Below are 19,910 nucleotides of genomic sequence, written 5' to 3'. Positions count from 1 at the left end.
GTGCGCTTGCGAAGCCCCTCGGACGGCCAAGGGCAGCGGGTGTCCGCTTGCCGGCAGAGCCGGCTTACGGCCTGACGGCTTCCGGCAGGAATTCGCGCAGGAAAGCCGAGAGGGCTTCAACGGCGGGCATGACGCCCTGTCTGGACGGCATGAGGAGGCTGATCTGTGCCTCGCCGGCGCTCCAGTCCGGCAGGACCCGGACAAGGTGGCCCAGCGCGATCTCGTCGCGGCAGACATAGGCTGGCAGGGCCACAATCCCGAGCCCATGCGCGGCGGCGCGTTTCAGTGACAGCATGTCATCGCTGGCGAAGCGGGGCCGGAAGGGAATGCTGACCGAAACACCGCCACGGCCGTTCAGCATCCATTGCCCGGTTTCCCGCCGCCAGCCGATCTTCAGGGCGGACAGGTTCTCAAGCGCGTCGGGGGTGGCAGGATTTCCAGCCTGATCCAGATACGCGGGACTGGCAAACAGACGCCACTCGATCGAGGCGAGCTTGGTCTGGATAAGGGTTGAGTCGGGCAGGGGGCCCATATGGCCGCGCAGGGCGAGGTCGATCCCGCTTTCCACCAGGTCCACGGTCTCGTTTGTGACGTGCTGGACTACATCGACCCGGGGGTTCTGCGCGAGGAATTCCGGGAGGATCCGGCTGAGCGCAAACTGTGCGACGCCGACGGAACAGGACAGGGAGACCCGGCCAGCCAGTTCATGGCTTTTCTGTCTGACGGCGGCCTCGGCCGCCTCGATCCGGTCCAGCGCGGCCCGGGCGTGTTCGTAGAAAGCCCGTCCGGCATCGGTCACCAGAAATTGCCGCGATGTGCGCTGTATCAGCCGGGCCTCGAGGCGCGCTTCGAGCTGGCCGACATGCCGGCTCAGTCTGGATTTCGGGATTCCCAAGGCGCGGCCGGCCGGGGCGAACCCGCCCTTTTCGACCACATGGACGAAGTAGAAATAGTCATTCAGGTCCACAGGCACACCGGCTCTCCCGGGTCAGTATCGTTCCATTTGCAGAACTATAAGTCCCGATATCGCTACTTTTTGCAACCAACGTTCCGTTCTTAATTGCGCTCCATCAAAAGGAGACACGGAATGACGTTTGCAACGAAAAGCCCGACTGCTGATCCGGAAGTCGATCTGTCAGCGATTGTCGCTGGCGAGCCGCTCTCGATCGGTAACGGCTTCACGGCCAGAAGCTTCCGTCACAACCGGTTTGACGGGTTGATGGATCCCTTCGTGATGCTGGATCACTACACAATGACCGAGCCGACATTCGGCGCGCATCCCCATGCCGGCATGTCGGCCGTGTCGATCCTGTTTGAGGACAGCGAGGGCCCCTTCAACAACCGGGACTCCCTCGGCAATGACTTCGATCTCATGCCGGGCGATCTCTACTGGCTGAAGGCCGGGCGCGGCGCCGTGCATGACGAGGCGCCCCGACCGGGTTCGCGTACGCACGGTCTGCAGGTTTTCGTCAATCTGCCGGCCCGCATGAAGCAGGACGCGCCGGCCTCCCTTCACGTTCAGGCGGAATCCATGCCGGTCGTGCTCGCCGATGGTGTGCGGGTACGGGTGGTGCTCGGCCGAAGCAACGAGATTGCCGCCGCGATGTCCCCGGCCTTGCCGCTCACTGTGCTCGATATGACGCTCGGCGCCGGTGCGCGCTATGCGCACACGGTTCCGGCCGGAGAGACGGTTTTGCTGGTGGGCGTGAACGGTCATGTGCGGTTCGAGATCGAAGGCAATGCCGCCGCCATCGGCGCGGGACAGGCCATCGCGGTGAACAATCGCAGCCAGGCCCGGACCCTCACCATCCGCAGCGCGGGCGATGCGCATCTGGCGCTTCTCCAGGGCGCGCCGGTTGGCGAGCGCTTCGTGCAACGCGGGCCGTTCGTGATGAGCACGGTCGAGGAAATCGAAGCCGTTTCAAAGGCCTACGCTGCGGGCGAACTGGGAAGCATCGAGCCGTCAGCGACGTAGACGTCCCAATCAGATCATTGAAATCCAGATCCAAAGAAGGAGCAAACCATGACACTGTCCCACCTCAATCCCGAGCCGCTGAGCCGGGAGAATGCCGCGCTGGTTCTGGTCGACCACCAGGTCGGCTTGATGACCGGTATCCGCGATTATTCCGTCGGCGACCTGAAGCGTAATGTGGTCGGCCTGGCGCGCGCCGCTCTCGCGCTGGGTCTGCCTGTTGTGGCCACCACAACCTCGGCAGATGCGCTTTGGGGGCCGGCCTTCCCGGAACTGCAGAACGCCTTGCCCGGCCACGAGTTTATCGACCGGACCACGGTGAATGCCTGGGATGATCCGCGGGTCGAAGCTGCGATCAGCGCAACCGGGCGCAGCAAGCTGATTTTCGCAGGCGTGTCGCTTGAGGTCTGCGCTGCCTTTCCAGCGATGCGGGCCGCGCGGGAGGGCTTCCAAGCCTACGTCGCCGTTGATGCCAGCGGCACATTCAATGTCACCAAGCGCGAAACGGGGCTGATGCGGCTGGTGCAGAGCGGTGTGGTCGTCGCCGACGGAGCCAGTCTCATGGTCGAAGTGCTGGGCGACAATGCCTCTGAGGAGGCTGGGGCCGTCTACGAAGCGCTGGACATGGACTGGGCGAACCTCGTCGGTCAGGTCCGTGCAACGGCAAAAACGCCTGTTTTGGCCTGACAGGCCGAAGGGCTTGAGACCCGCGCCGGAAACGCTTGTCCGGCGCGGGTTCCCCTCACCGGAATCCCGATGCCGGGATCACAGCACTCGGAGCGCCACCATGTCAGAATATGCCAAGACACCAAGGCCGGAGCGCCGGTCGCCGCCGCGCCACAAGCTGGCAGTTCTCAGCTTCTTGGGTTTGCTGGGACCGGTCTATCTTATCCCGCCGGCGGTCCAGGCCGTGTTTCCGCTCGACCGCCTTTGGGTCGACACCATCGTCGTCGCCGTCATCGTTCTGCTGATGACCTATCTCATCATGCCGGCGCTTGAATGGGTTTTCCGTGGATGGCTGATCCCGGCAGGCCGGGGTGACGAAACGGCCTAGAGTTCGTGACCCTGGGGCAGGACCGGGGCCTCGCGCAAAAGCACGATGGAGATCCGGCGGTTGCCCGGCATGTAGGGATCGTCGGGATAGAGCGGTTCGGAGCCGGCCTTGCCGCGCACTTCATAGATCCGATCGTTCGAGATACCCGAAGTCTGCAGAACGCGGCGGGCGGAATTGGCGCGGTCCGAGGACAGCTCCCAGTTGGTATAGCTGCCGCCGGTCGAGGGGGCGCTGTCGGTATGACCGGCAATCGACAGGCGATTGGGCAGGCGTTCTGCAATGCGGGCAACGGCGCGCAGCAGGGTGATGGCGCGGTCGGTCGGCTCGGTGTCGCCCGGGTTGAACATCGGGCGGCCTTCCTGGTCGATCAGCTGGATGCGCAGGCCTTCCGGCGTCTCGTCGACAATGACATGGTTGGACAGCTCGGCCAATTCGGGCATGTCCTGCATGGCTTGGCGCAGTGACATGGCGGCGGAATGCAGCTGGGCAGAGTCGCGGCGGGCCTGGGCTTCGGCCATAGCAGCTGCCATGATCTGGGATGCCGCGTCCTGGGTCTCATCCGGCGATTCCGGCGAGCCTTCAGGCGTTTGCTGGCGATCGCGGTCATTGAGCTGCGGAGCGGACGGGGCGAGGCGCTGACGCATCGAGCTGTCGCCGGAACCCTGCACGCCGTCATCGCCGGGGGCGGTGCCCGCAAGCGGGGCACCGGAGCCGGAATTGGCCGGTGAGACACTGGCGGGTGCGAAATAGTCGGCAATGCCGCGCTTTTGCTCCGGTGTGGTGGTGTTGATCAGCCACATCAGCAGGAAGAAGGCCATCATCGCGGTGACGAAGTCGGCATAGGCGACTTTCCAGGCGCCGCCGTGGTGACCGCCGCCTCCGCCCTTTACGACTTTCTTGATGACAATCGGCTGATCTTTCGACGCCATGTCCACCCGCCTTGTTTCCGTATCCCTCCCTCCTGTAGACGGTTAGCGTTAAGGCCAGGTTTCAAAATCCCAGCTTGCGAGGTCGCCCCCTTGATCGACAGCCGCGAATTCAGAGATGCACTCGGGCGTTATCCGACCGGCGTGACCATCGTGTCGGCCTTTCATGAGGGCCGGGCTGTCGGGATGACGGTAAATTCCTTCGCCTCGGTCTCGCTCGACCCGCCGCTCGTGCTGTGGTCGATCGAGTGCGAGACCGAACGCTATGCGATGTTCCGGCACGCAAAGACCTACGCCATCAACGTGCTCGCAGCCGACCAGGCCGGGCTGGCCCATGCCTGTGCCCTGCAGCCGGACCTGCGCAATTGCCATGCCTTGTGGACCGGCGAGCAGGCGCCGCTGATCGATGGCGCCGTGGCGCATTTCGTCTGCACGCAGAGCGCCGTGCATCGCGGCGGCGATCACGACATCATTGTCGGCGAGGTGATCGATCTCGACACCCCGCGCGACGTGCCGGCGCTGGTCTTCTACGCCTCGACCTATTGCGAACCGGGCTGAAGCTGCAGCACGCTCATGCCCTCGGGCATGGCGTCCATCGTCCAGCCGGTCGGGATCTCCACATATTCGCCGCGGCCCCACAGCGGCGCCAGATCGTCATAATGCCGTGACATGACATTGCCGGACTGGCCGGTCGTGATCATGAAGCGCGAGGCGTCCGGTTCGGCCATGTCGTAGAGCGCCCGGTAGGAGGCGCCGTGGAAGACGTCATATCCCGGGGTGCGGTAGGAGAAGTGGGCGACATTCACCGTCGAGCCATCGCCCGGGATCGGCGTTTCGATGGTGAACCAGTCCGACAGGACCGGGAAATCGGAAAACGGTGTGTGGGCGTGACGGGCGTAATGGGCATCGCCCCAGCGCCAGGCCGACATGTCGGCCCCGTGATCGGCGATCGTCTGTTCCATCGCTTCGTCGAGGGCCGGGCCCAGAAGGTCCAGGCAGGTTTCCACTGCATCGCTCGTGCCGTCATCGCACCAGGCGCCCAGATCACCGGTCAGCACGTCGGTCATGAAGACGCGGCGGTCGGCATACCAGCGATCGAACAGATCGCCGAGATCGTCGGCATAGACGGCCCGCGACAGCGACCGCATCCAGGCGGCATAGATCAGCGGTTCTGCCCGGTCGACGGCCATGTCGGCATCCCAGCCGGCGAGCATCGCCAGGGCCTCGCGGCCGGCCTCGCTGGCGGGCTCTGCGGTCATCAGGACCGGCAGAACCTGCCGCGCCATCACTGAAACCGTGTCGATCTGCAGCGCAGCCATACTGTCCATATCGTGGCGGTCAGTGCTCTCGATGCCTTCATAGATGCGCCGGATCCGGTTCACGCCATACCAGTCGCCGGTCAGATAATGCGGATAGCCGTCCGGCACGATCTTGTTGTTGGCGGTGGCAATGAAACCGCGGTCGGGATTGCGGGTGTGGGGCAGCTCCTCGAAGGGAATGGTCGAGCCCCAGTTGCCGTCAGCGTCGCGCACCGGAATGCGGGCCGGGGCGTAGAAACCGATATCCCCGTCGCGGGCGGCAAAGACCATGTTCTGCTGCGGCGCCACGAAATTGCGCACGGCGTCGACAAAGTCCTGCCAGTCCTCACCGGCCAGAATATGCATGCCGACACCGGTCGTGGCGTCGTCCGGTTCGTCGAGCATCCATTGCAGCGCAAAGAAGTCGGCGCCCTCCGGGATGGTATAGGCAGGGAAGTGTTCCGGATCGAGCACCGGGCCCGTTGCCGTCTCGCGCCGCGTGATGGTGATGTCGTCACCGAAACGCACGGCGATGGTCTCCTCGCGAGAGCCGGTCACATCGGCCTCGGTCACGGCATGCAGATCGCCGACATCGGGTCCGGTATTGGTGAATCCCCAGGCGATATTGTCATTGCGCCCCAGCGTCACGAAGGGCGTACCGGGCAGGGTGGCGCCGACCACCGACCCGTCCGGTGACGTGATGCGGGCGAGATACCAGATTGCCGGTGCGCGCAGGCCAAGATGCGGGTCGTTTGCCAGAATGGGCAGGCCGGACACGGTGTGGCTGCCGGAGAGCACCCAGTTGTTCGATCCGTCGCGGCCATTGTCTTCCGGCCCCTGAGTCGGCGTTTCGGGCTCGGGTGTCGCACCCGTTTCCTCAAGCCCCAGATCAGCCATGGAGAGCGAGCGGGGGGCGTCGTCGGGATAGCGGCCGATGAATTCCAGCGTGCGCTGCTCACCAAGATGGGCCTCCAGCGCGGCACGGCGCGGTTCCTCGAAGGCATTGCCGAACAGGTCGAGCGCGATCGCCTTGTAGACCACCACCGTGTCGGCCGGCGTCCAGGGTTCCGGCTGCATCATCAGGATCTGGAATTCCGGCGGCGCGACGAAGCCCGGTGCGTCGATCACCGCATTGACGCCGGCGGCATAGGCTTCCAGCGCGGCCCGGATATCGGCCGGCAGGTTTTCTGCTGCGGTATCTGCAGCCGGGCCAAGCCCCATCGTGCGGAAGAAAATGTCGGAGGAGACGCCGGGTTCGCCCAGCACTTCGGCGACGCGGCCGCGCAGGGCCCGGCGGGTGATCTCCATCTGCCAAAGCCGGTCCTGCGCATGCGCAACACCGAGCGCATAGAAAGCGTCACGATCGCGATCGGCGAAGATGTGCGGAATGCCCCAATTGTCGCGTACGATATGCGCGGTGTTCTGCAGGCCGGGGGCATCCATGGTGCCGCGCGTCTGCGGCAGCGAGGCATAGAGACGGTTGCCGACAACCAGTGCCGCGACAAGGGCGAGGGCCAGCAGTCCGGCGGCGGCCAGACCGGCATAGCGAAGAAAACGTGCGATCATGATGACTTGCTCCCCAATTGCCGGGAGACTAGCAAGGGGAAAGCGCAAAGGGGAGAGCTTCATGGCGCGTTGCACATTTCTCGGTCTGGGCGTGATGGGCTTTCCGATGGCGGGCCACCTCGCCGGAGCCGGCCATGACGTCGTCGTCTGGAACCGCACTGCGGCAAAAATGGAAGAGTGGGCGGCCGAGCATGGCGGCGTGTCAGCCCCCTCGGTTGAGGCGGCTGTTGCGGATGCGGACTTCGTCTTTGCCTGCCTGGGCGATGATCCCGATGTGCGCAGCGTTGCCGAAAAGGCGATCCCGGCGATGAAGCCCGGAGCCGTGCTGGTCGATCACACCACCGCCTCGGCCGAGCTGGCGCGGGAGCTAGACCAGGCGGCCCGCGATGCCGGTCTGGGCTTTCTCGACGCGCCGGTCTCCGGTGGCCAGGCGGGAGCGGAAAACGGCCAGCTGACCATCATGTGCGGCGGCGAGGCCGACACGTTCGCGCGCGCCGAACCGGTGATGGACGCCTATGCCAAGGCAAGCTCACTGATCGGGCCGGCCGGCGCCGGGCAATTGTGCAAGATGGTCAACCAGATCTGTATCGCCGGCATTGTCCAGGGCCTGTCCGAAGGCCTGCACTTCGCCAAGCGCTCGGGGCTGGATCCGGCGCTGGTGATCGGCGCGATCTCCAAGGGCGCGGCGCAATCCTGGCAGATGGAAAACCGCTGGCAGACCATGGTGAAGGACGAGTTCGATTTCGGCTTTGCCATCGACTGGATGCGCAAGGATCTTCGCATCACGCTGGAAGAAGCCCGGCGCAATGGCGCGCGCCTGCCGGTGGCGGCGCTTGTCGACCAGTTCTATGCCGATGTGCAGGCCATGGGCGGCCATCGTTGGGACACCTCCTCGCTGATCGCGCGGCTGGAGCGTGACCTGTGAGCGGCGAGGGCCAGCTGATCCGCACCGATCCGGTCGCCATGGGCGTGTGGAAACGCCTGACTTCGCTGTTCGCGACCTGGCGCATGCTGCTGGCCGGTTTCACCCGGCGCTCGCTGTCGCAGATGGCCAATGACCAGCTTACGCCGCTGACGCGGGCGGTGCACTGGAAGGTCGGGCTGGGCCTTCTGGGCGGGCTGGACGACGCCCAGGTCGAATTCCTGAAAACCTATGCCGCGCTCAATGCACACCGCGTCGAGCGGGTTTTTCGCACAACGACACTGCTGCTGGTCTCGGTCCCGGTGGCGGCCGTGTTCGGCATTTCCGAAATGGAGCCGGATTTCTGGCTGCGGATCGGCTTTGAGCGCATTGATACGCTGATCGGTATTCTGGGGGTGTGGATGGTGTTCAGCCTGATGATGATGGGCGCGGCCTGGCGCGCACGCGATCTGGCCGACCTGCTGGAATTCGAACACGCGCGCCGCGAAATGCTCGCGCGCCAGAATGGCAAGGCGTGAGCCGGGATGCGTCTGATCGAGCTGAGCTTCCGGGACGATGCGGCGCTTGTGGAACGCCTGATGGCGGCCAGCGAGCGGGCCGAACCACTCGATACCGTGCTGAGCGAGCCCACCTCGCGCGGCCGGCGCGTCCTGCGTCTGGTCTTCGGCGATGGCGAGGGGCAGGCCGCCATTGATTCGATCAACGGCCTGATGGACGGTCTGGAAGACTGGCGCCTGGTCGTGCTGCCGGTCGAGGCCAGCCTGCCCAAGCCGGCGGCGAAACTGGTCGAGGCTTCGGCGCGCCGCAAATTCATCGCCCTGCGCGAGGAGCTCTACCAGGACGTGGCGGGCGGTGCGAAACTGCATCGCGACTTCCTGCTCCTGACCTTGTTATCCACCATCGTCGCCGTGTTCGGCCTGTCGGCCGACAATGTCGCCGTGGTGATCGGCGCGATGGTAATCGCACCCTTGCTGGGCCCGATCCTCGCCTTCTCCTTCGCCTCGGCGCTGGGCGATCTGGAACTGATGGCCCGTTCGGCGCGCACCGCGCTGGTGGGGCTCGCCTTCGGGATGGCGCTGTCGGCCCTGATCGGCCTGGCGTTCGGCGCGGATCTGACATCTGAGGAATTGTCCGGCCGCACGGTTGTCGGGCTCGATTCCACCGTGCTCGCCCTGGCGTCGGGGGCCGCGGCCGCCCTGTCGATCGCGACGGGACTGTCCTCCACCCTGGTGGGTGTGATGGTCGCCGTGGCGTTGTTGCCGCCGGCGGCGACGGCGGGCCTGTTGCTGGGCGCCGGCGAGACCGAACTCGCCCTGCGCGCCGGCCTTCTGCTGGCGATCAATGTGGTCAGCGTCAATCTCGCCGCGCTGCTGGTTTTCTTCTACAAGGGGATAAGGCCGCGCACCTGGCTCGAGCGGCGCTCGGCGACGCGGTCGATCTATATCAATCTGGCGGTCTGGGCCGTGCTGATCGTCGCCCTGACCGGGCTGGCGGTGCTGCTGACGGTCGAGACAGGCGAGGGGGTGCCGATTGTGCCGGCGCTTCCCGAGGCAACAGGAGCGGGATCATGAATGTCGAATTCCTGTTCACCCTGCTGGATTATGGCGGCATCGCCTTCTTCGCCTATTCCGGCGGCATGCTGGCGGCACGCAAGGCGCTCGACCCGTTCGGTGCAGCCATCGTCGGCGCGGTGACGGGAATGGGCGGCGGCACGTTGCGCGATGTGCTTTTGGGGCAATTGCCGGTCTACTGGATCGCCGAACCGAACTATCTCGCGGTTGCGGTCGGCGGCGCGCTGCTGGGCTATTTCACCTCGCCCTGGGCGCAGGCCATCGCCACCCGCCGTGCCGCCCTGATCTGGGCCGACGCGATCGGCCTTTCCGTTTTCTGCGTCATCGGAGCCGAGGCCGGGCTGGCGGCCGGGGCGCACTGGACCATCGCCATCCTCACCGGGATGATGAGCGCGGCCTTTGGTGGCCTCCTGCGCGATATCATCGTCAATGACGTGCCGCTGGTGCTGCGCGAGGACATTTATGCACTCGCGGCAATGGCGGGCGCGGCGGCCTATGTTGCGGGACTGGCCTTGGGCCTCAATCCCAGCGCCGTGACCCTGGGTTCGGCGGCGCTGGCACTGATCCTGCGCGGCTGCGCGATCCGGTTCAAATGGTCGCTGCCTGGGGTGCGGATCAGCGAATAGACGCGTTTCAGGGGTGCCGAAGAAGTCCAGGTCTAGCACCGCACAGGTTTGGCAATTGCGTGGGCGACAAGGCTGGCCATCAGGCCGGCGCCCGTCAGGCCGATGCTGAACCAGACCCCATACATCACCACGGATAACGGAATTTTTTCGGAACTGGCGGCTACGGCCGCGGCCAGTCCCGTCATCCACAACAAGGCAAGCGGAACCAGCAGGAATGCTGCGGGCCAGCGTGCTTCCCGTTGCGCGAGCCCGCATTCGGGGCATCGCGGGATCGGGTCCACAGCCGAGATTTCCGAATGCCAAAAAAAGGGCGGAGCCGGCGATCCGACCGGCCCCTGGATCTTTCGCAGAGCTTTCAGCTCGGCGGTTTCAGAGTCGAACTTGTGCCCGCAATCCAGACAGGTGATTGTCCCCCAACTCATGCAGGCAACCTCGCTTATCCGTTCAACACCCGCGCCGCCCGTGGCGCAAAATAGGTGATGATCCCGGCAGCGCCCGCGCGCTTGAAGGCGAGCAGGCTTTCCATCATCACGCGTTCGCCGTCGATCCAGGCATTGGCAGCGGCGGCTTCGATCATGGCGTATTCGCCGGAGACCTGGAAGGCGTAGACGGGCACGGGGAAAGTGTCTGAAAGGGCGCGGACAATGTCGAGATAGGGCAGGCCGGGCTTGACCATCACCATGTCGGCGCCCTCGGCGATATCGAGCTCGACCTCGCGGATCGCCTCGTCGCGATTGGACGGGTCCATCTGATAGGTCTGCTTGTCGCCCTTCAAGGCCGCCGAGCCGATCGCCTCGCGATAGGGGCCGTAGAAACCCGAGGCGTATTTGGCGGCGTAGGAGAGGATCAGCGTATCGTGATGGCCGTCCGCCTCCAGCGCGTCGCGGATCGTGCCGATACGACCATCCATCATGTCGGACGGCGCGATGACATCGCAGCCGGCCTGCGCCTGCACCAGGGCCTGGGCGACCAGCTGTTCGACGGTGGCGTCATTGGCGATGCGATCGCCGTCGAGCACGCCGTCATGGCCGTGCGTGGTGAAGGGATCGAGCGCGACATCGCAGATCACGCCGACATTGGGCGCGGCGTCCTTGATGGTGCGGATCGCATTGGGGACCAGACCGTCCGGATTGAGAGCCTCGGAACCGGAATCATCCTTCTTCGCCGGGTCGATGTGCGGGAAGATCGCCATCGCCGGAATGCCCAGATCCTGGGCTTCCTTTGCCGCCTTCGCCAGTGCGGAAAGCGACAGGCGGTCGACGCCCGGCATGGCCATGACCGGCTCGACCGGATCGGCGGTGTCGGACACCACGACGGACCAGATCAGATCGTTCACTGTCAGGGTATTCTGGCGCACGAGGCGGCGCGACCAGTCGGCCTGACGGGTGCGGCGAAGGCGTGTAGACGGGTACATGGCGGGCGCGTGTCCTTGTCGTCAGAGGCCGGAATGTCGGCCGGGGTGTGCGTTATCGAACTTGCCGTGCGCGTCAGCCCGCGTTACGGCTCCGTTCCAGATCGCTTCGGCAAAATTTGTCTGCAAGACACCATATAAGCAACAGGAGCGCTGCGGTGCATTTCGCTCTCACAGAAGATCAGACCCTCATTCGCGACATGGCGAGAAAATTCGCCGACGACCGTCTCAAGCCCAATGCGGCCCGCTGGGACGAGGAAAAACACTTCCCCGTCGAGGTGATGCGCGAGGCGGCCGAGCTCGGCTTTGCCGGTATCTACACGCGCGAGGATGTCGGCGGCTCCAATCTCACGCGTCTCGATGCCGCACTCATTTTCGAGGAATTGTCGCGCGGCTGTGTCGCCACGGCGGCCTTCCTGTCGATCCACAACATGTGCGCCTGGATGATCGACACCTGGGGCAATGAGGACCAGCGCCAGCGCTTCCTGCCGCAGATGATGACGATGGAGAAGATCGCCTCCTACTGTCTCACCGAACCGGGTGCGGGCTCGGATGCGGCCAGTCTGAAGACCAAGGCCGTGCGCGACGGCGACCACTATGTGCTCAACGGCGCCAAGGCCTTCATCTCCGGCGCGGGCACGTCGGACTATTACGTCGTCATGTGCCGCACGGGCGGCGAGGGGCCCAAGGGCATCTCTACCATCGTGGTGGAAAAGGACACGCCGGGCCTCTCCTTCGGGGCCAATGAGAAGAAGATGGGCTGGAATGCCCAGCCCACGCGCATCGTCAATTTCGAGGATTGCCGCGTGCCGGCGCAGAACCTGCTCGCCGAAGAGGGCATGGGTTTCACCCTGGCGATGAAGGGACTCAATGGCGGCCGCATCAATATCGGCGCCTGTTCCCTGGGCGGCGCGACCGAGGCGTTCGAGGTGGCCAAGGCGTATGTCGGAACCCGCAAGCAGTTCGGCCGCGAGCTGGCGCAATTCCAGGTAACCCAGTTCAAGCTGGCCGACATGGCGACCGAGCTGGAGGCTTCGCGCCTGATGCTCTATCGCGCTGCGGCCTCGGTCGATGCCGGCGATCCGTCGGCGGCGAAGTATTGCGCCATGGCCAAGCGGTTTGCGACGGACACCTGTTTCGACGTCGCCAATCAGGCCTTGCAGCTGCATGGTGGCTACGGCTACCTCAAGGACTATCCGCTCGAGCGGATCGTGCGTGACTTGCGCGTGCACCAGATCCTGGAGGGCACGAACGAGATCATGCGCGTCATCATTGCCAAGGATGAACTGAAGTAGGAGAGCGTCATCGCCGACGACACGCAGGCCCTGCCGAACCGGGCATTCGAGACCAGCGAGGCCGCGTTCCAGGCGGCTTGCGACGAGCTGAACACCGTTCTGGTGCCGGAGCAGCCGCTGCCGGCCATGATCCTGGATGCGCGCAGCGAGTTCGGCTCGGACGCGCCGCTCGCTTTCGACAGCGATGGCAATGCCAATGTGATGCTGAAAGTGGCGTCCGAAGATGGCGGTTTCGTCGTCTTCTCGCGCACCATCGGCGCTCCGGAGAAGGGGCTGGATGCCGGCGATCTGGTCTGTTGGGTGCCGCTGCAGCATGACGAGGCGCTTGCAAAGGAATCCAATGATGAGCGCTTTGGTTGGGTCGGTCTGGTCTTCGCGGCCCTGGAGCCGGAATGGAAGGATGGCGACTGGGTGATGCGCGAATTCTACGGCGATACCGAATAGGCCGCAGACGCGGTCTTGGATGCCGGCGGCGCCCGGCCTAAACAGCGCATCAGTGAGTAAGACAAAAAAGGCCTGCGCCCATGACCGACGAACCGGAAATCATTGCCCGCAAGACCGGCCAGGTGGGCCGTATCACGCTGAACCGTCCCAAGGCGCTCAACGCGCTGACCCATGGCATGTGCCTCGCCATGATCGAGGCGATGGAAGCCTGGCAGGATGATGACGCGGTTAAGGCGGTCGTGGTCGACGGGGCCGGCGAGAAGGGGTTCTGCGCCGGCGGCGATATTCTCCAGCTGCATAATTCGGGCAAGGCCGGTGACGACCGGGCCTGGTTGTTCTGGCGCGATGAATACCGCCTCAACACGCTGATCCATCACTATCCCAAGCCTTATGTCGCCCTGATCGACGGTATCACGATGGGCGGCGGGGTCGGTGTGTCGGTGCATGGCTCGCACCGTGTGGCCGGCGATCGCACGATGTTTGCCATGCCGGAGACCGGGATCGGTTTTCATCCGGATGTCGGCGGCGCCTATTTCCTGCCGCGCCTGGCCGGCGAGATTGGCACCTGGATGGGACTGACCGGTGCGCGCCTGAAGGCGCCGGACTGCATCGCGGCGGGTCTGGCGACGCATTACTGCCCCTCCGGCCAGACCGAAGCGCTGATCGCGGCGCTGGAGACGGCGGACCTGTCCGACGAGGACGCACTGGAGGTTTTGCTGGAGGAGTTCTCCGGCGATCCCGGCGACAGCGAGCTGGCGCACACGCGCGGCCTGATCGACGCCGCCTTTGCGGGCGACCGGGTCGAGGACATTGTGGCGCGGATCGAGGGTGCGGGCGACAGCTGGTCGGCCAAACAGGCCCAGATCATCGCCGGCAAGTCGCCGACGGCGCTGAAGTTGACGCTAGCCTGCCTGCGCAAGGGCGGGGATCTCAGCTTCGAGGACGTGATGCGCCAGGATTTGCGCGTGTCCAGCTGGTGCCTGACGGGCACGGATTTCTATGAAGGCGTGCGCGCCGTGATTATCGACAAGGATCATGCGCCGAAATGGTCGCCGGCGACGGTGGTCGAGGTCGACGACGCGGTGATTGAGACCGCTTTCGCGCCGCTCGACAGCGATCATGAAATGACATTCCTCGGCGAGTAGCGCCGGTCCAACGAGACAATTCCACGGGAGAAGCAGCGATGGCGAAGATTGCCTTTATCGGTCTTGGAAACATGGGATCGGGCATGGCGGCCAATCTGGTGAAGGCCGGACATGAGGTCCTGGCCTTCGATCTCAGCGCCGATGCTGTCGCTCACGCCGTGAACAGTGGCGCCAGCGCCGCTGCATCGGCTGCCGAAGCGGTTGCGGCTGCGGAAGCCGTGGTCACCATGCTGCCGGCGGGCAAGCATGTGCGCGCGGTCTATGAAGGCGAAATTTTCGGCGCAGCGTCGCCCGGCACGTTGTTCATGGACTGCTCGACGATCGATGTTGCCAGTGCGCGCCATGTCGGCGGACTGGCTGTGGAGAAAGGCTTCCGCTTTGTCGACGCGCCGGTGTCCGGGGGCGTGGCCGCCGCCCAGGCCGGCACGCTGACCTTCATGGTCGGCGGGTCGGAAGCCGATTTTGCGGCCGCCGAGGTCTTCCTCGATGCGATGGGCAAGGCGGTGCTGCGCGCCGGCGATCTGGGCGCCGGGCAAGCGGCCAAGATCTGCAACAACATGCTGTTGGCGATCACCATGATCGGCACGTGCGAGGCCTTTGCGCTCGCTGACAAGCTGGGTCTGGATGCGCAGAAATTCTTCGATATTTCGTCCAAGGCGTCGGGCCAGTCCTGGTCGATGACCAGCTATTGCCCCGTCCCGGGTCCGATCCCGACCACGCCGGCAAACAATGGCTACAAGCCGGGCTTTGCCACGGCGATGATGTTGAAGGATCTCAAACTCGCCCAGGATGCCGCCCAGACCGCCGGAGCGACGACGCCGCTGGGTGCCCAGGCCGAAGCGCTCTACGCCATGTTCGACAATCTCGGTGGCGGCCCATCGGATTTCTCCGGCATCTACAAACTGCTCGACGGCAGCTGGGGCGAATAGCCGGCGCGCTTTTGCCCGCACGAAAGACAACTTCTTAAGGCTTGCCGGCGTATCGGGGAGAGGGCGGTCGCGTTCACCGTCAAACCGATACCGGAGCCTGTCCCATGTGGGGTGAATTCAAGAGCCTGCTGCTGCAGATCACCGGCGCCACGCCTTACGACCTTCACATCCTGCTCGGCCTTGCGATCTATCTCGGGCTGGCTCTCGTTCTGCGCCGCGCGACCTTGCCGCTCTTGCTCCTGACAGGCGTGCAGCTGGCCAATGAAATCATCGATTTTGCGGAAGATCTGATCCAGGGAAAACCCCTGGATCGCGCAGGTTTCTTGCTGGACACAGTGGCGACGCTGGCCGCACCGGCCGTCATCGCGGTCATGCTCCTGGCGGGCATTGCGCTGTGGCGGACTGCGGTTCGCCGCCAGTCCCGCGCGCGAGGCTGGCAGGGGCGGACGCAACGGATTTCCCTGCGTTAAGGGGATTTTTGCCCTTTGCCGTTAGGGTTCTCCCACAAGATCGAAAAAGATCGGGTGGAGTGGTCAAAATGGTCATGGCAGAAAACATGGCGCCGGATGCGGCGCCGAACGCGGAATATCTCGAGCTTCTCCAACTCGTGGAGCGCCTGCACCGGCAGCTCCTGGATGTTGTGAAGGACGAGCTCGACCGCGAGGGGCTGGACGATCTGAACTCGGTCCAGGCGCTGTTGCTCTTCAATATCGGTGACCAGGAACTGACTGCCGGCGAACTTCGTACGCGCGGCCACTATCTTGGCTCCAACGTTTCCTACAATCTCAAGAAGCTCGTCGATGCGGGTTATATCCGCCACGAGCGTTCGGAAGTCGACCGCCGCTCGGTCCGCGTCAGCCTGACCGAGACCGGTCACGCGGTCCGTGCCCAGCTCAATACGCTGTTTGCCCGTCAAGGCACGGCGCTGTCGCCGGTCGGTGGCGTGGATGTCGACCAGTTGCCGGCAGTGAATACAGCATTGACCCGTATTGAACGTTTCTGGGCCGATCATATCCGGTTCCGCATGTAGGCAGCGACTGTCTCTGACCTGGGTCGAGGCGCGGTTTCTCCGGAAGCCGCGCCTTTTCTTTGGGCCTAAGTGTCAGTTATGATGCAGCTATAGAGGCCTGCGCGGCGCCTGTTGTGAAATATTGCAGAGGTGCGGCGCTCTGTCCTGTCGCGATCGGGAAACAATCCCTCTAAAACCCGATCCGAGGCCTGATTTGGCTGCAGAATCACGAAAGGCACCGCCCATGAACTATCAGAACGCCTTTGCGGACGCGGTCCGCCGGGTCAAGGCGGAAGGCCGCTATCGGGTGTTTGCCGATCTGCTGCGCCGCAAGGGCGAGTTCCCCGTTGCACGCTGGCGGTCGCCGGGCGGCGATGTACGCGATGTGACGGTGTGGTGCTCGAACGATTATCTCGGCATGGGCCAGGTGCCCTGCGTCGTCGAGTCGATGAAGAAGGCGATCGACGATGTCGGTTCTGGCGCCGGCGGTACCCGCAACATCTCCGGCACGACCCATTATCATGTCGAACTGGAGCGTTCGCTGGCCGACTTGCACCGCAAGGATGGCGCGCTGCTCTTTACCTCGGGCTACATCGCCAATGAGGCGACGCTGTCGACCCTGGGCAAGATCCTGCCCGGCCTGATCATGTTCTCCGACGAACTCAATCACGCCTCGATGATCGAGGGTGTGAAGGGCGCGCGCTGCGAGAAGCGGATCTGGCGGCATAATGACGTCGCGCACCTGGAAGAATTGCTGGCCGCAGCGCCGGCGGATGCGCCGAAAGTCATCGCCTTCGAGTCGGTCTATTCGATGGATGGCGATATCGGTCCGATCGAGGCAGTCTGCGACCTGGCCGAAAAATACAACGCCCTGACCTATCTCGATGAAGTGCATGCGGTGGGCCTCTACGGCCTGCGCGGTGCCGGTATTGCCGAACGCGATGGTCTCATGGATCGCGTCGATATCGTTGAAGGCACGCTGGGCAAGGCTTTCGGCGTGATGGGCGGCTATATCGCTGCCGACGGGGCGATCTGCGATGCGATCCGCTCGATGGCGCCGGGCTTCATCTTCACCACAGCACTGCCGCCGGCCCTGGCTGCGGGGGCCCGCGCCAGTGTCGAATACCTCAAATCATCGCATCACCTGCGCGAGCAGCACCAGGAACGCGCCGCCACACTGAAGGCCCGCCTCAACGGGGCCGGCTTCCCGGTGCTGGAAAGCTCCGTCACGCATATTGTGCCGGTGCATGTCGGCGATCCGGTGCTGTGCAAGCGTATCTCTGACATGCTGCTCGACGACTACGGCATCTATGTTCAGCCGATCAATTATCCCACCGTGCCCCGCGGCACGGAGCGGCTGCGCCTGACGCCGACACCCTTGCACACGGACGCAATGTTCGACACGCTGATCGAGGCGCTGGACGATGTCTGGCAGCGCGCGTCGGAACAGACCGGGGTGGCCCGCGCCTGACAAACCGGCGGCGGTCATTCTGGAGCGGCAATGTCCGGTCGTGAAATCTATATCGAGGTGATCGCGATCGGGAAGGCGCTCCGGGTCGCCGCCATCGATGCGGAGACGGGCGAGGAGCTGGTCTTCCAGGTCCCCCGCAACACGCCGCGCGAAGAGATCGATGCGCTCGCCCGCGCGAAGGTCGAGTGGAAGCTCTCACGCAATGCAGACAATAAAAAACGGCCGGACACAGGGTCCGGCCGTGGTATTCGTGTGTGATGATCCGAAGGGCGATCAGCCGTCCTTCTTGCCACGCCCCAGACCGATGTCCTTGGCAAACTGCGAACGCTTGCGCGAATAAGCCGGAGCGACCATCGGGTAGTCCGACGGCAGGTTCCATTTGCGGCGATAATCATCCGGCGACATGTTGTATTGCGAGCGCAGGTAGCGCTTCAGCATTTTCAGCTTCTTGCCGTCTTCCAGGCAGACGATGTAATCGTCGCTCACCGATTTCGAAACGGCCACCGCCGGCTTGGTCTTCGGTTCCTGTTTGACCGTCGTTTCCGACACGTCCTTCATGGTCGCATGCACCGACTTGATCAGATCGGGCACATGCTCGGCCGGCATGGAATTGTGGGACAGATAGGAGGCAACGACATCCGTCGTCATGCGCAGGAGTTCTTCCTTGTCGATTTCGGGGAAATTGTCATCTGCCATGATCAAACCTTCAAACGTTCGGGGGGCGGCCGGGCCGGAATAGTGGCCCGATTCAAATTATCGATGGACGTTGGATATTATGCGGCAATGTGAAGTTCAAGCTCAAGTATCAAATTCTATTTGTGACAGAGCAGTCGGCGGCAGCACTCTCAAATAATCTCAAATTGAGACGAGTGTGAAAAATTCGGGCTGTCCGGCAGAAACCCGGCTTGTATCGCACGGGAGCGGGCCTTATCACACGGGGCAGCCGAGTAAGGAGTCGTCATGCCGGACAATCAGGCCGAAACGGGCGCCAACACCCCGTTCTTTTCCCGCTCCATCGTCGAATCCGACCGTGAGGTGGCCCACGCGGTTCATGCCGAGATTCAGCGTCAGCAACAGCAGATCGAGCTGATTGCCTCCGAGAATATCGTCTCGCGTGCCGTGCTGGAAGCACAGGGCTCGCCGCTGACCAACAAATATGCCGAAGGCTATCCCGGCCGGCGCTATTATGGCGGCTGCGAGCATGTCGACGTCGTCGAGACCCTGGCCATAGAGCGCGCCAAGGCGCTGTTCGATGCGGCCTATGTCAATGTCCAGCCGAATTCCGGCAGCCAGGCGAACCAGGGTGTCTTCCTGGCGCTGCTCAAGCCGGGCGACAAGATCCTGGGCATGTCGCTGGATGCCGGTGGTCACCTGACCCATGGCGCGCGGCCCAACCTGTCGGGCAAGTGGTTCGAAGCCCATGCCTATGGCGTGCGTGAGGAGGATGCCCGGATCGATTACGATGCGCTGCGCAAGCAGGCCAACGAGATCAAACCACAGCTGATTGTGGCCGGTGGTTCGGCCTATCCGCGCGAGATCGATTTCGCCGAGTTCCGCAGCATTGCCGACGAGGTGGGGGCCTATCTCCTCGTCGACATGGCGCATTTCGCAGGCCTCGTGGCCGGCGGCAGCTATCCCAACCCGGTGCCGCATGCCCATGTCGTTACCACAACGACGCACAAGACGTTGCGCGGTCCGCGCGGCGGCATGATCCTGACCAATGACGAAGCGCTGGCCAAGAAGATCAATTCGGCGATCTTCCCGGGCCTGCAGGGCGGTCCGTTGATGCATGTCATCGCCGGCAAGGCTGTCGCCTTTGGCGAGGCGCTGCAGCCGGACTTCAAGGACTATGCGAGCCAGGTCATTGTCAATTGCCGGACCATGGCCCAGGCGATCATCGATGGCGGTTATGCCATCGTCTCCGGCGGAACCGACAGCCATCTTGCGCTGGTCGACCTGCGTCCAAAGGGGCTCAAGGGCAATGCCGCCGAACAGGCGCTGGAGCGGGCCTATATCACCTGCAACAAGAATGGCGTGCCCTTCGATCCGGAAAAGCCGACGGTCACGTCAGGCCTGCGTGTTGGTTCGCCGGCAGGCACCACGCGCGGCTTCGGCGAGGCCGAGTTCACCCAGATCGGTCAGATGATGGTGCGGGTGCTCGACGCGCTCGTGGACAACCCGGACGGCAATGCCGAGATCGAGGCGGCTGTGCGCGAAGAAGTCAAAGCACTGACCGCACGCTTCCCCATCTACCCTGAACTGGCCTAAACT

At 64.0% G+C, this 19,910-nt stretch carries 23 protein-coding genes; 17 read left to right on the top strand and 6 right to left on the bottom strand.

The window, feature by feature from the left end; translation table 11 throughout:
* Positions 1-64: 64 nt before the first annotated feature.
* The gene (locus ACXAJV_RS14080) at positions 65-973 is read right to left on the bottom strand and encodes a LysR substrate-binding domain-containing protein (RefSeq protein WP_475086067.1); all 909 of its coding nucleotides are present in this window, start codon (positions 971-973) and stop codon (positions 65-67) included.
* Between the two features lie 114 nt (positions 974-1,087).
* On the opposite strand from ACXAJV_RS14080, the gene ACXAJV_RS14075 reads away from it, so the two are divergent.
* The 3 genes from ACXAJV_RS14075 to ACXAJV_RS14065 all read left to right on the top strand — a co-directional run bounded on the left by ACXAJV_RS14075 (position 1,088) and on the right by ACXAJV_RS14065 (position 3,026).
* A complete protein-coding gene (locus ACXAJV_RS14075) occupies positions 1,088-1,975 on the top strand; it encodes a pirin family protein (RefSeq protein ID WP_475086066.1) in 888 nt (295 codons plus the stop codon).
* 48 nt (positions 1,976-2,023) lie between these two features.
* A complete protein-coding gene (locus ACXAJV_RS14070) occupies positions 2,024-2,659 on the top strand; it encodes an isochorismatase family protein (RefSeq protein ID WP_475086065.1) in 636 nt (211 codons plus the stop codon).
* A gap of 100 nt (positions 2,660-2,759) precedes the next feature.
* Positions 2,760-3,026 (top strand): putative antibiotic biosynthesis monooxygenase, encoded by a 267-nt coding sequence (locus tag ACXAJV_RS14065; RefSeq protein ID WP_475086064.1) that lies wholly within the window; start codon positions 2,760-2,762, stop codon positions 3,024-3,026.
* Here ACXAJV_RS14065 and ACXAJV_RS14060 read toward each other — a convergent pair.
* Complete coding sequence (locus tag ACXAJV_RS14060; RefSeq protein ID WP_475086063.1) at positions 3,023-3,955, bottom strand: flagellar motor protein MotB; 933 nt, start codon at positions 3,953-3,955, stop codon at positions 3,023-3,025. The two genes, ACXAJV_RS14065 and ACXAJV_RS14060, sit on opposite strands and share 4 nt — an antisense overlap.
* A gap of 90 nt (positions 3,956-4,045) precedes the next feature.
* On the opposite strand from ACXAJV_RS14060, the gene ACXAJV_RS14055 reads away from it, so the two are divergent.
* Positions 4,046-4,510, top strand: coding sequence for a flavin reductase family protein (locus ACXAJV_RS14055; RefSeq protein WP_475086062.1), 465 nt, complete (start codon positions 4,046-4,048; stop codon positions 4,508-4,510).
* Here the strand turns inward: ACXAJV_RS14055 and ACXAJV_RS14050 are convergent.
* Positions 4,492-6,816 (bottom strand): penicillin acylase family protein, encoded by a 2,325-nt coding sequence (locus tag ACXAJV_RS14050; protein ID WP_475086061.1) that lies wholly within the window; start codon positions 6,814-6,816, stop codon positions 4,492-4,494. The two genes, ACXAJV_RS14055 and ACXAJV_RS14050, sit on opposite strands and share 19 nt — an antisense overlap.
* Positions 6,817-6,877: 61 nt before the next feature.
* Here ACXAJV_RS14050 and ACXAJV_RS14045 point away from each other — a divergent pair, with 61 nt between their 5' ends.
* From ACXAJV_RS14045 to ACXAJV_RS14030, 4 genes are read left to right on the top strand one after another with little or no spacing between them, the layout of a single operon-like run.
* Positions 6,878-7,741, top strand: coding sequence for an NAD(P)-dependent oxidoreductase (locus tag ACXAJV_RS14045; RefSeq protein ID WP_475086060.1), 864 nt, complete (start codon positions 6,878-6,880; stop codon positions 7,739-7,741).
* A complete protein-coding gene (locus ACXAJV_RS14040) occupies positions 7,738-8,256 on the top strand; it encodes a hypothetical protein (protein WP_475086059.1) in 519 nt (172 codons plus the stop codon). The genes ACXAJV_RS14045 and ACXAJV_RS14040 overlap by 4 nt, the downstream gene beginning before the upstream one ends.
* A gap of 6 nt (positions 8,257-8,262) precedes the next feature.
* Positions 8,263-9,309 (top strand): TIGR00341 family protein, encoded by a 1,047-nt coding sequence (locus tag ACXAJV_RS14035; RefSeq protein ID WP_475086058.1) that lies wholly within the window; start codon positions 8,263-8,265, stop codon positions 9,307-9,309.
* Positions 9,306-9,935, top strand: coding sequence for a trimeric intracellular cation channel family protein (locus ACXAJV_RS14030; RefSeq protein WP_475086057.1), 630 nt, complete (start codon positions 9,306-9,308; stop codon positions 9,933-9,935). Before ACXAJV_RS14035 ends, ACXAJV_RS14030 begins: the two co-directional genes overlap by 4 nt.
* A 32-nt stretch (positions 9,936-9,967) precedes the next feature.
* On the opposite strand, the gene ACXAJV_RS14025 is transcribed toward ACXAJV_RS14030, so the two are convergent.
* Positions 9,968-10,357, bottom strand: a complete 390-nt coding sequence (locus ACXAJV_RS14025; RefSeq protein ID WP_475086056.1) for a hypothetical protein — start codon at positions 10,355-10,357, stop codon at positions 9,968-9,970.
* 14 nt (positions 10,358-10,371) lie between these two features.
* Complete coding sequence (gene hemB / locus ACXAJV_RS14020) at positions 10,372-11,349, bottom strand: porphobilinogen synthase (protein WP_475086055.1); 978 nt, start codon at positions 11,347-11,349, stop codon at positions 10,372-10,374.
* 155 nt (positions 11,350-11,504) lie between these two features.
* Between hemB and ACXAJV_RS14015 the strand changes: the two genes are divergently transcribed.
* The 8 genes from ACXAJV_RS14015 to ACXAJV_RS13980 all read left to right on the top strand — a co-directional run bounded on the left by ACXAJV_RS14015 (position 11,505) and on the right by ACXAJV_RS13980 (position 17,897).
* Positions 11,505-12,641, top strand: coding sequence for an isobutyryl-CoA dehydrogenase (locus ACXAJV_RS14015; protein WP_475086054.1), 1,137 nt, complete (start codon positions 11,505-11,507; stop codon positions 12,639-12,641).
* A gap of 126 nt (positions 12,642-12,767) precedes the next feature.
* The gene (locus ACXAJV_RS14010) at positions 12,768-13,085 is read left to right on the top strand and encodes a hypothetical protein (protein ID WP_475086053.1); all 318 of its coding nucleotides are present in this window, start codon (positions 12,768-12,770) and stop codon (positions 13,083-13,085) included.
* Positions 13,086-13,165: 80 nt separating this feature from the next.
* On the top strand, positions 13,166-14,230 hold the full coding sequence (locus ACXAJV_RS14005; RefSeq protein WP_475086052.1) for an enoyl-CoA hydratase/isomerase family protein: 1,065 nt from the start codon (positions 13,166-13,168) through the stop codon (positions 14,228-14,230).
* A complete protein-coding gene (mmsB, locus tag ACXAJV_RS14000; protein WP_475086213.1) occupies positions 14,215-15,159 on the top strand; it encodes a 3-hydroxyisobutyrate dehydrogenase in 945 nt (314 codons plus the stop codon). Before ACXAJV_RS14005 ends, mmsB begins: the two co-directional genes overlap by 16 nt.
* Before the next feature lie 104 nt (positions 15,160-15,263).
* Positions 15,264-15,629: a hypothetical protein gene (locus ACXAJV_RS13995; RefSeq protein WP_475086051.1), complete on the top strand. Its 366-nt coding sequence runs from the start codon at positions 15,264-15,266 to the stop codon at positions 15,627-15,629.
* Positions 15,630-15,697: 68 nt separating this feature from the next.
* Positions 15,698-16,189 carry a transcriptional regulator LdtR gene (gene ldtR, locus ACXAJV_RS13990; RefSeq protein ID WP_475086050.1) on the top strand — a complete coding sequence of 164 codons (492 nt, stop codon included), beginning with the start codon at positions 15,698-15,700 and terminating at the stop codon, positions 16,187-16,189.
* A gap of 223 nt (positions 16,190-16,412) precedes the next feature.
* Positions 16,413-17,639, top strand: coding sequence for a 5-aminolevulinate synthase (gene hemA, locus ACXAJV_RS13985; protein ID WP_475086049.1), 1,227 nt, complete (start codon positions 16,413-16,415; stop codon positions 17,637-17,639).
* A gap of 30 nt (positions 17,640-17,669) precedes the next feature.
* Positions 17,670-17,897, top strand: coding sequence for a DUF6898 family protein (locus tag ACXAJV_RS13980; protein ID WP_475086048.1), 228 nt, complete (start codon positions 17,670-17,672; stop codon positions 17,895-17,897).
* Between the two features lie 15 nt (positions 17,898-17,912).
* On the opposite strand, the gene ACXAJV_RS13975 is transcribed toward ACXAJV_RS13980, so the two are convergent.
* The gene (locus tag ACXAJV_RS13975; protein WP_271186537.1) at positions 17,913-18,335 is read right to left on the bottom strand and encodes a Ros/MucR family transcriptional regulator; all 423 of its coding nucleotides are present in this window, start codon (positions 18,333-18,335) and stop codon (positions 17,913-17,915) included.
* Between the two features lie 264 nt (positions 18,336-18,599).
* On the opposite strand from ACXAJV_RS13975, the gene glyA reads away from it, so the two are divergent.
* Positions 18,600-19,907, top strand: a complete 1,308-nt coding sequence (gene glyA / locus ACXAJV_RS13970) for a serine hydroxymethyltransferase (RefSeq protein ID WP_475086047.1) — start codon at positions 18,600-18,602, stop codon at positions 19,905-19,907.
* The last annotated feature ends 3 nt before the right edge of the window (positions 19,908-19,910 follow it).

It is taken from the genome of Maricaulis sp. ABE4_448 (assembly GCF_056160825.1).
This window is presented reverse-complemented; position numbering and strand designations above follow the sequence as displayed.

Coding starts and splice junctions, on each gene's coding strand:
- ACXAJV_RS14045 (WP_475086060.1), top strand. CDS start 6,878: ATGGCGCGTTGCACATTTCTCGGTCTGGGCGTGATGGGCTTTCCGATG.
- ACXAJV_RS14030 (WP_475086057.1), top strand. CDS start 9,306: ATGAATGTCGAATTCCTGTTCACCCTGCTGGATTATGGCGGCATCGCC.
- ACXAJV_RS14075 (WP_475086066.1), top strand. CDS start 1,088: ATGACGTTTGCAACGAAAAGCCCGACTGCTGATCCGGAAGTCGATCTG.
- glyA (WP_475086047.1), top strand. CDS start 18,600: ATGCCGGACAATCAGGCCGAAACGGGCGCCAACACCCCGTTCTTTTCC.
- ACXAJV_RS13995 (WP_475086051.1), top strand. CDS start 15,264: ATGTGGGGTGAATTCAAGAGCCTGCTGCTGCAGATCACCGGCGCCACG.
- ACXAJV_RS14010 (WP_475086053.1), top strand. CDS start 12,768: ATGATCCTGGATGCGCGCAGCGAGTTCGGCTCGGACGCGCCGCTCGCT.
- ACXAJV_RS14035 (WP_475086058.1), top strand. CDS start 8,263: ATGCGTCTGATCGAGCTGAGCTTCCGGGACGATGCGGCGCTTGTGGAA.
- ACXAJV_RS14025 (WP_475086056.1), bottom strand. CDS start 10,357: ATGAGTTGGGGGACAATCACCTGTCTGGATTGCGGGCACAAGTTCGAC.
- ACXAJV_RS14065 (WP_475086064.1), top strand. CDS start 2,760: ATGTCAGAATATGCCAAGACACCAAGGCCGGAGCGCCGGTCGCCGCCG.
- ACXAJV_RS14050 (WP_475086061.1), bottom strand. CDS start 6,816: ATGATCGCACGTTTTCTTCGCTATGCCGGTCTGGCCGCCGCCGGACTG.
- ACXAJV_RS14060 (WP_475086063.1), bottom strand. CDS start 3,955: ATGGCGTCGAAAGATCAGCCGATTGTCATCAAGAAAGTCGTAAAGGGC.
- ldtR (WP_475086050.1), top strand. CDS start 15,698: ATGGTCATGGCAGAAAACATGGCGCCGGATGCGGCGCCGAACGCGGAA.
- hemB (WP_475086055.1), bottom strand. CDS start 11,349: ATGTACCCGTCTACACGCCTTCGCCGCACCCGTCAGGCCGACTGGTCG.
- ACXAJV_RS14070 (WP_475086065.1), top strand. CDS start 2,024: ATGACACTGTCCCACCTCAATCCCGAGCCGCTGAGCCGGGAGAATGCC.
- ACXAJV_RS13980 (WP_475086048.1), top strand. CDS start 17,670: ATGTCCGGTCGTGAAATCTATATCGAGGTGATCGCGATCGGGAAGGCG.
- ACXAJV_RS13975 (WP_271186537.1), bottom strand. CDS start 18,335: ATGGCAGATGACAATTTCCCCGAAATCGACAAGGAAGAACTCCTGCGC.
- ACXAJV_RS14005 (WP_475086052.1), top strand. CDS start 13,166: ATGACCGACGAACCGGAAATCATTGCCCGCAAGACCGGCCAGGTGGGC.
- hemA (WP_475086049.1), top strand. CDS start 16,413: ATGAACTATCAGAACGCCTTTGCGGACGCGGTCCGCCGGGTCAAGGCG.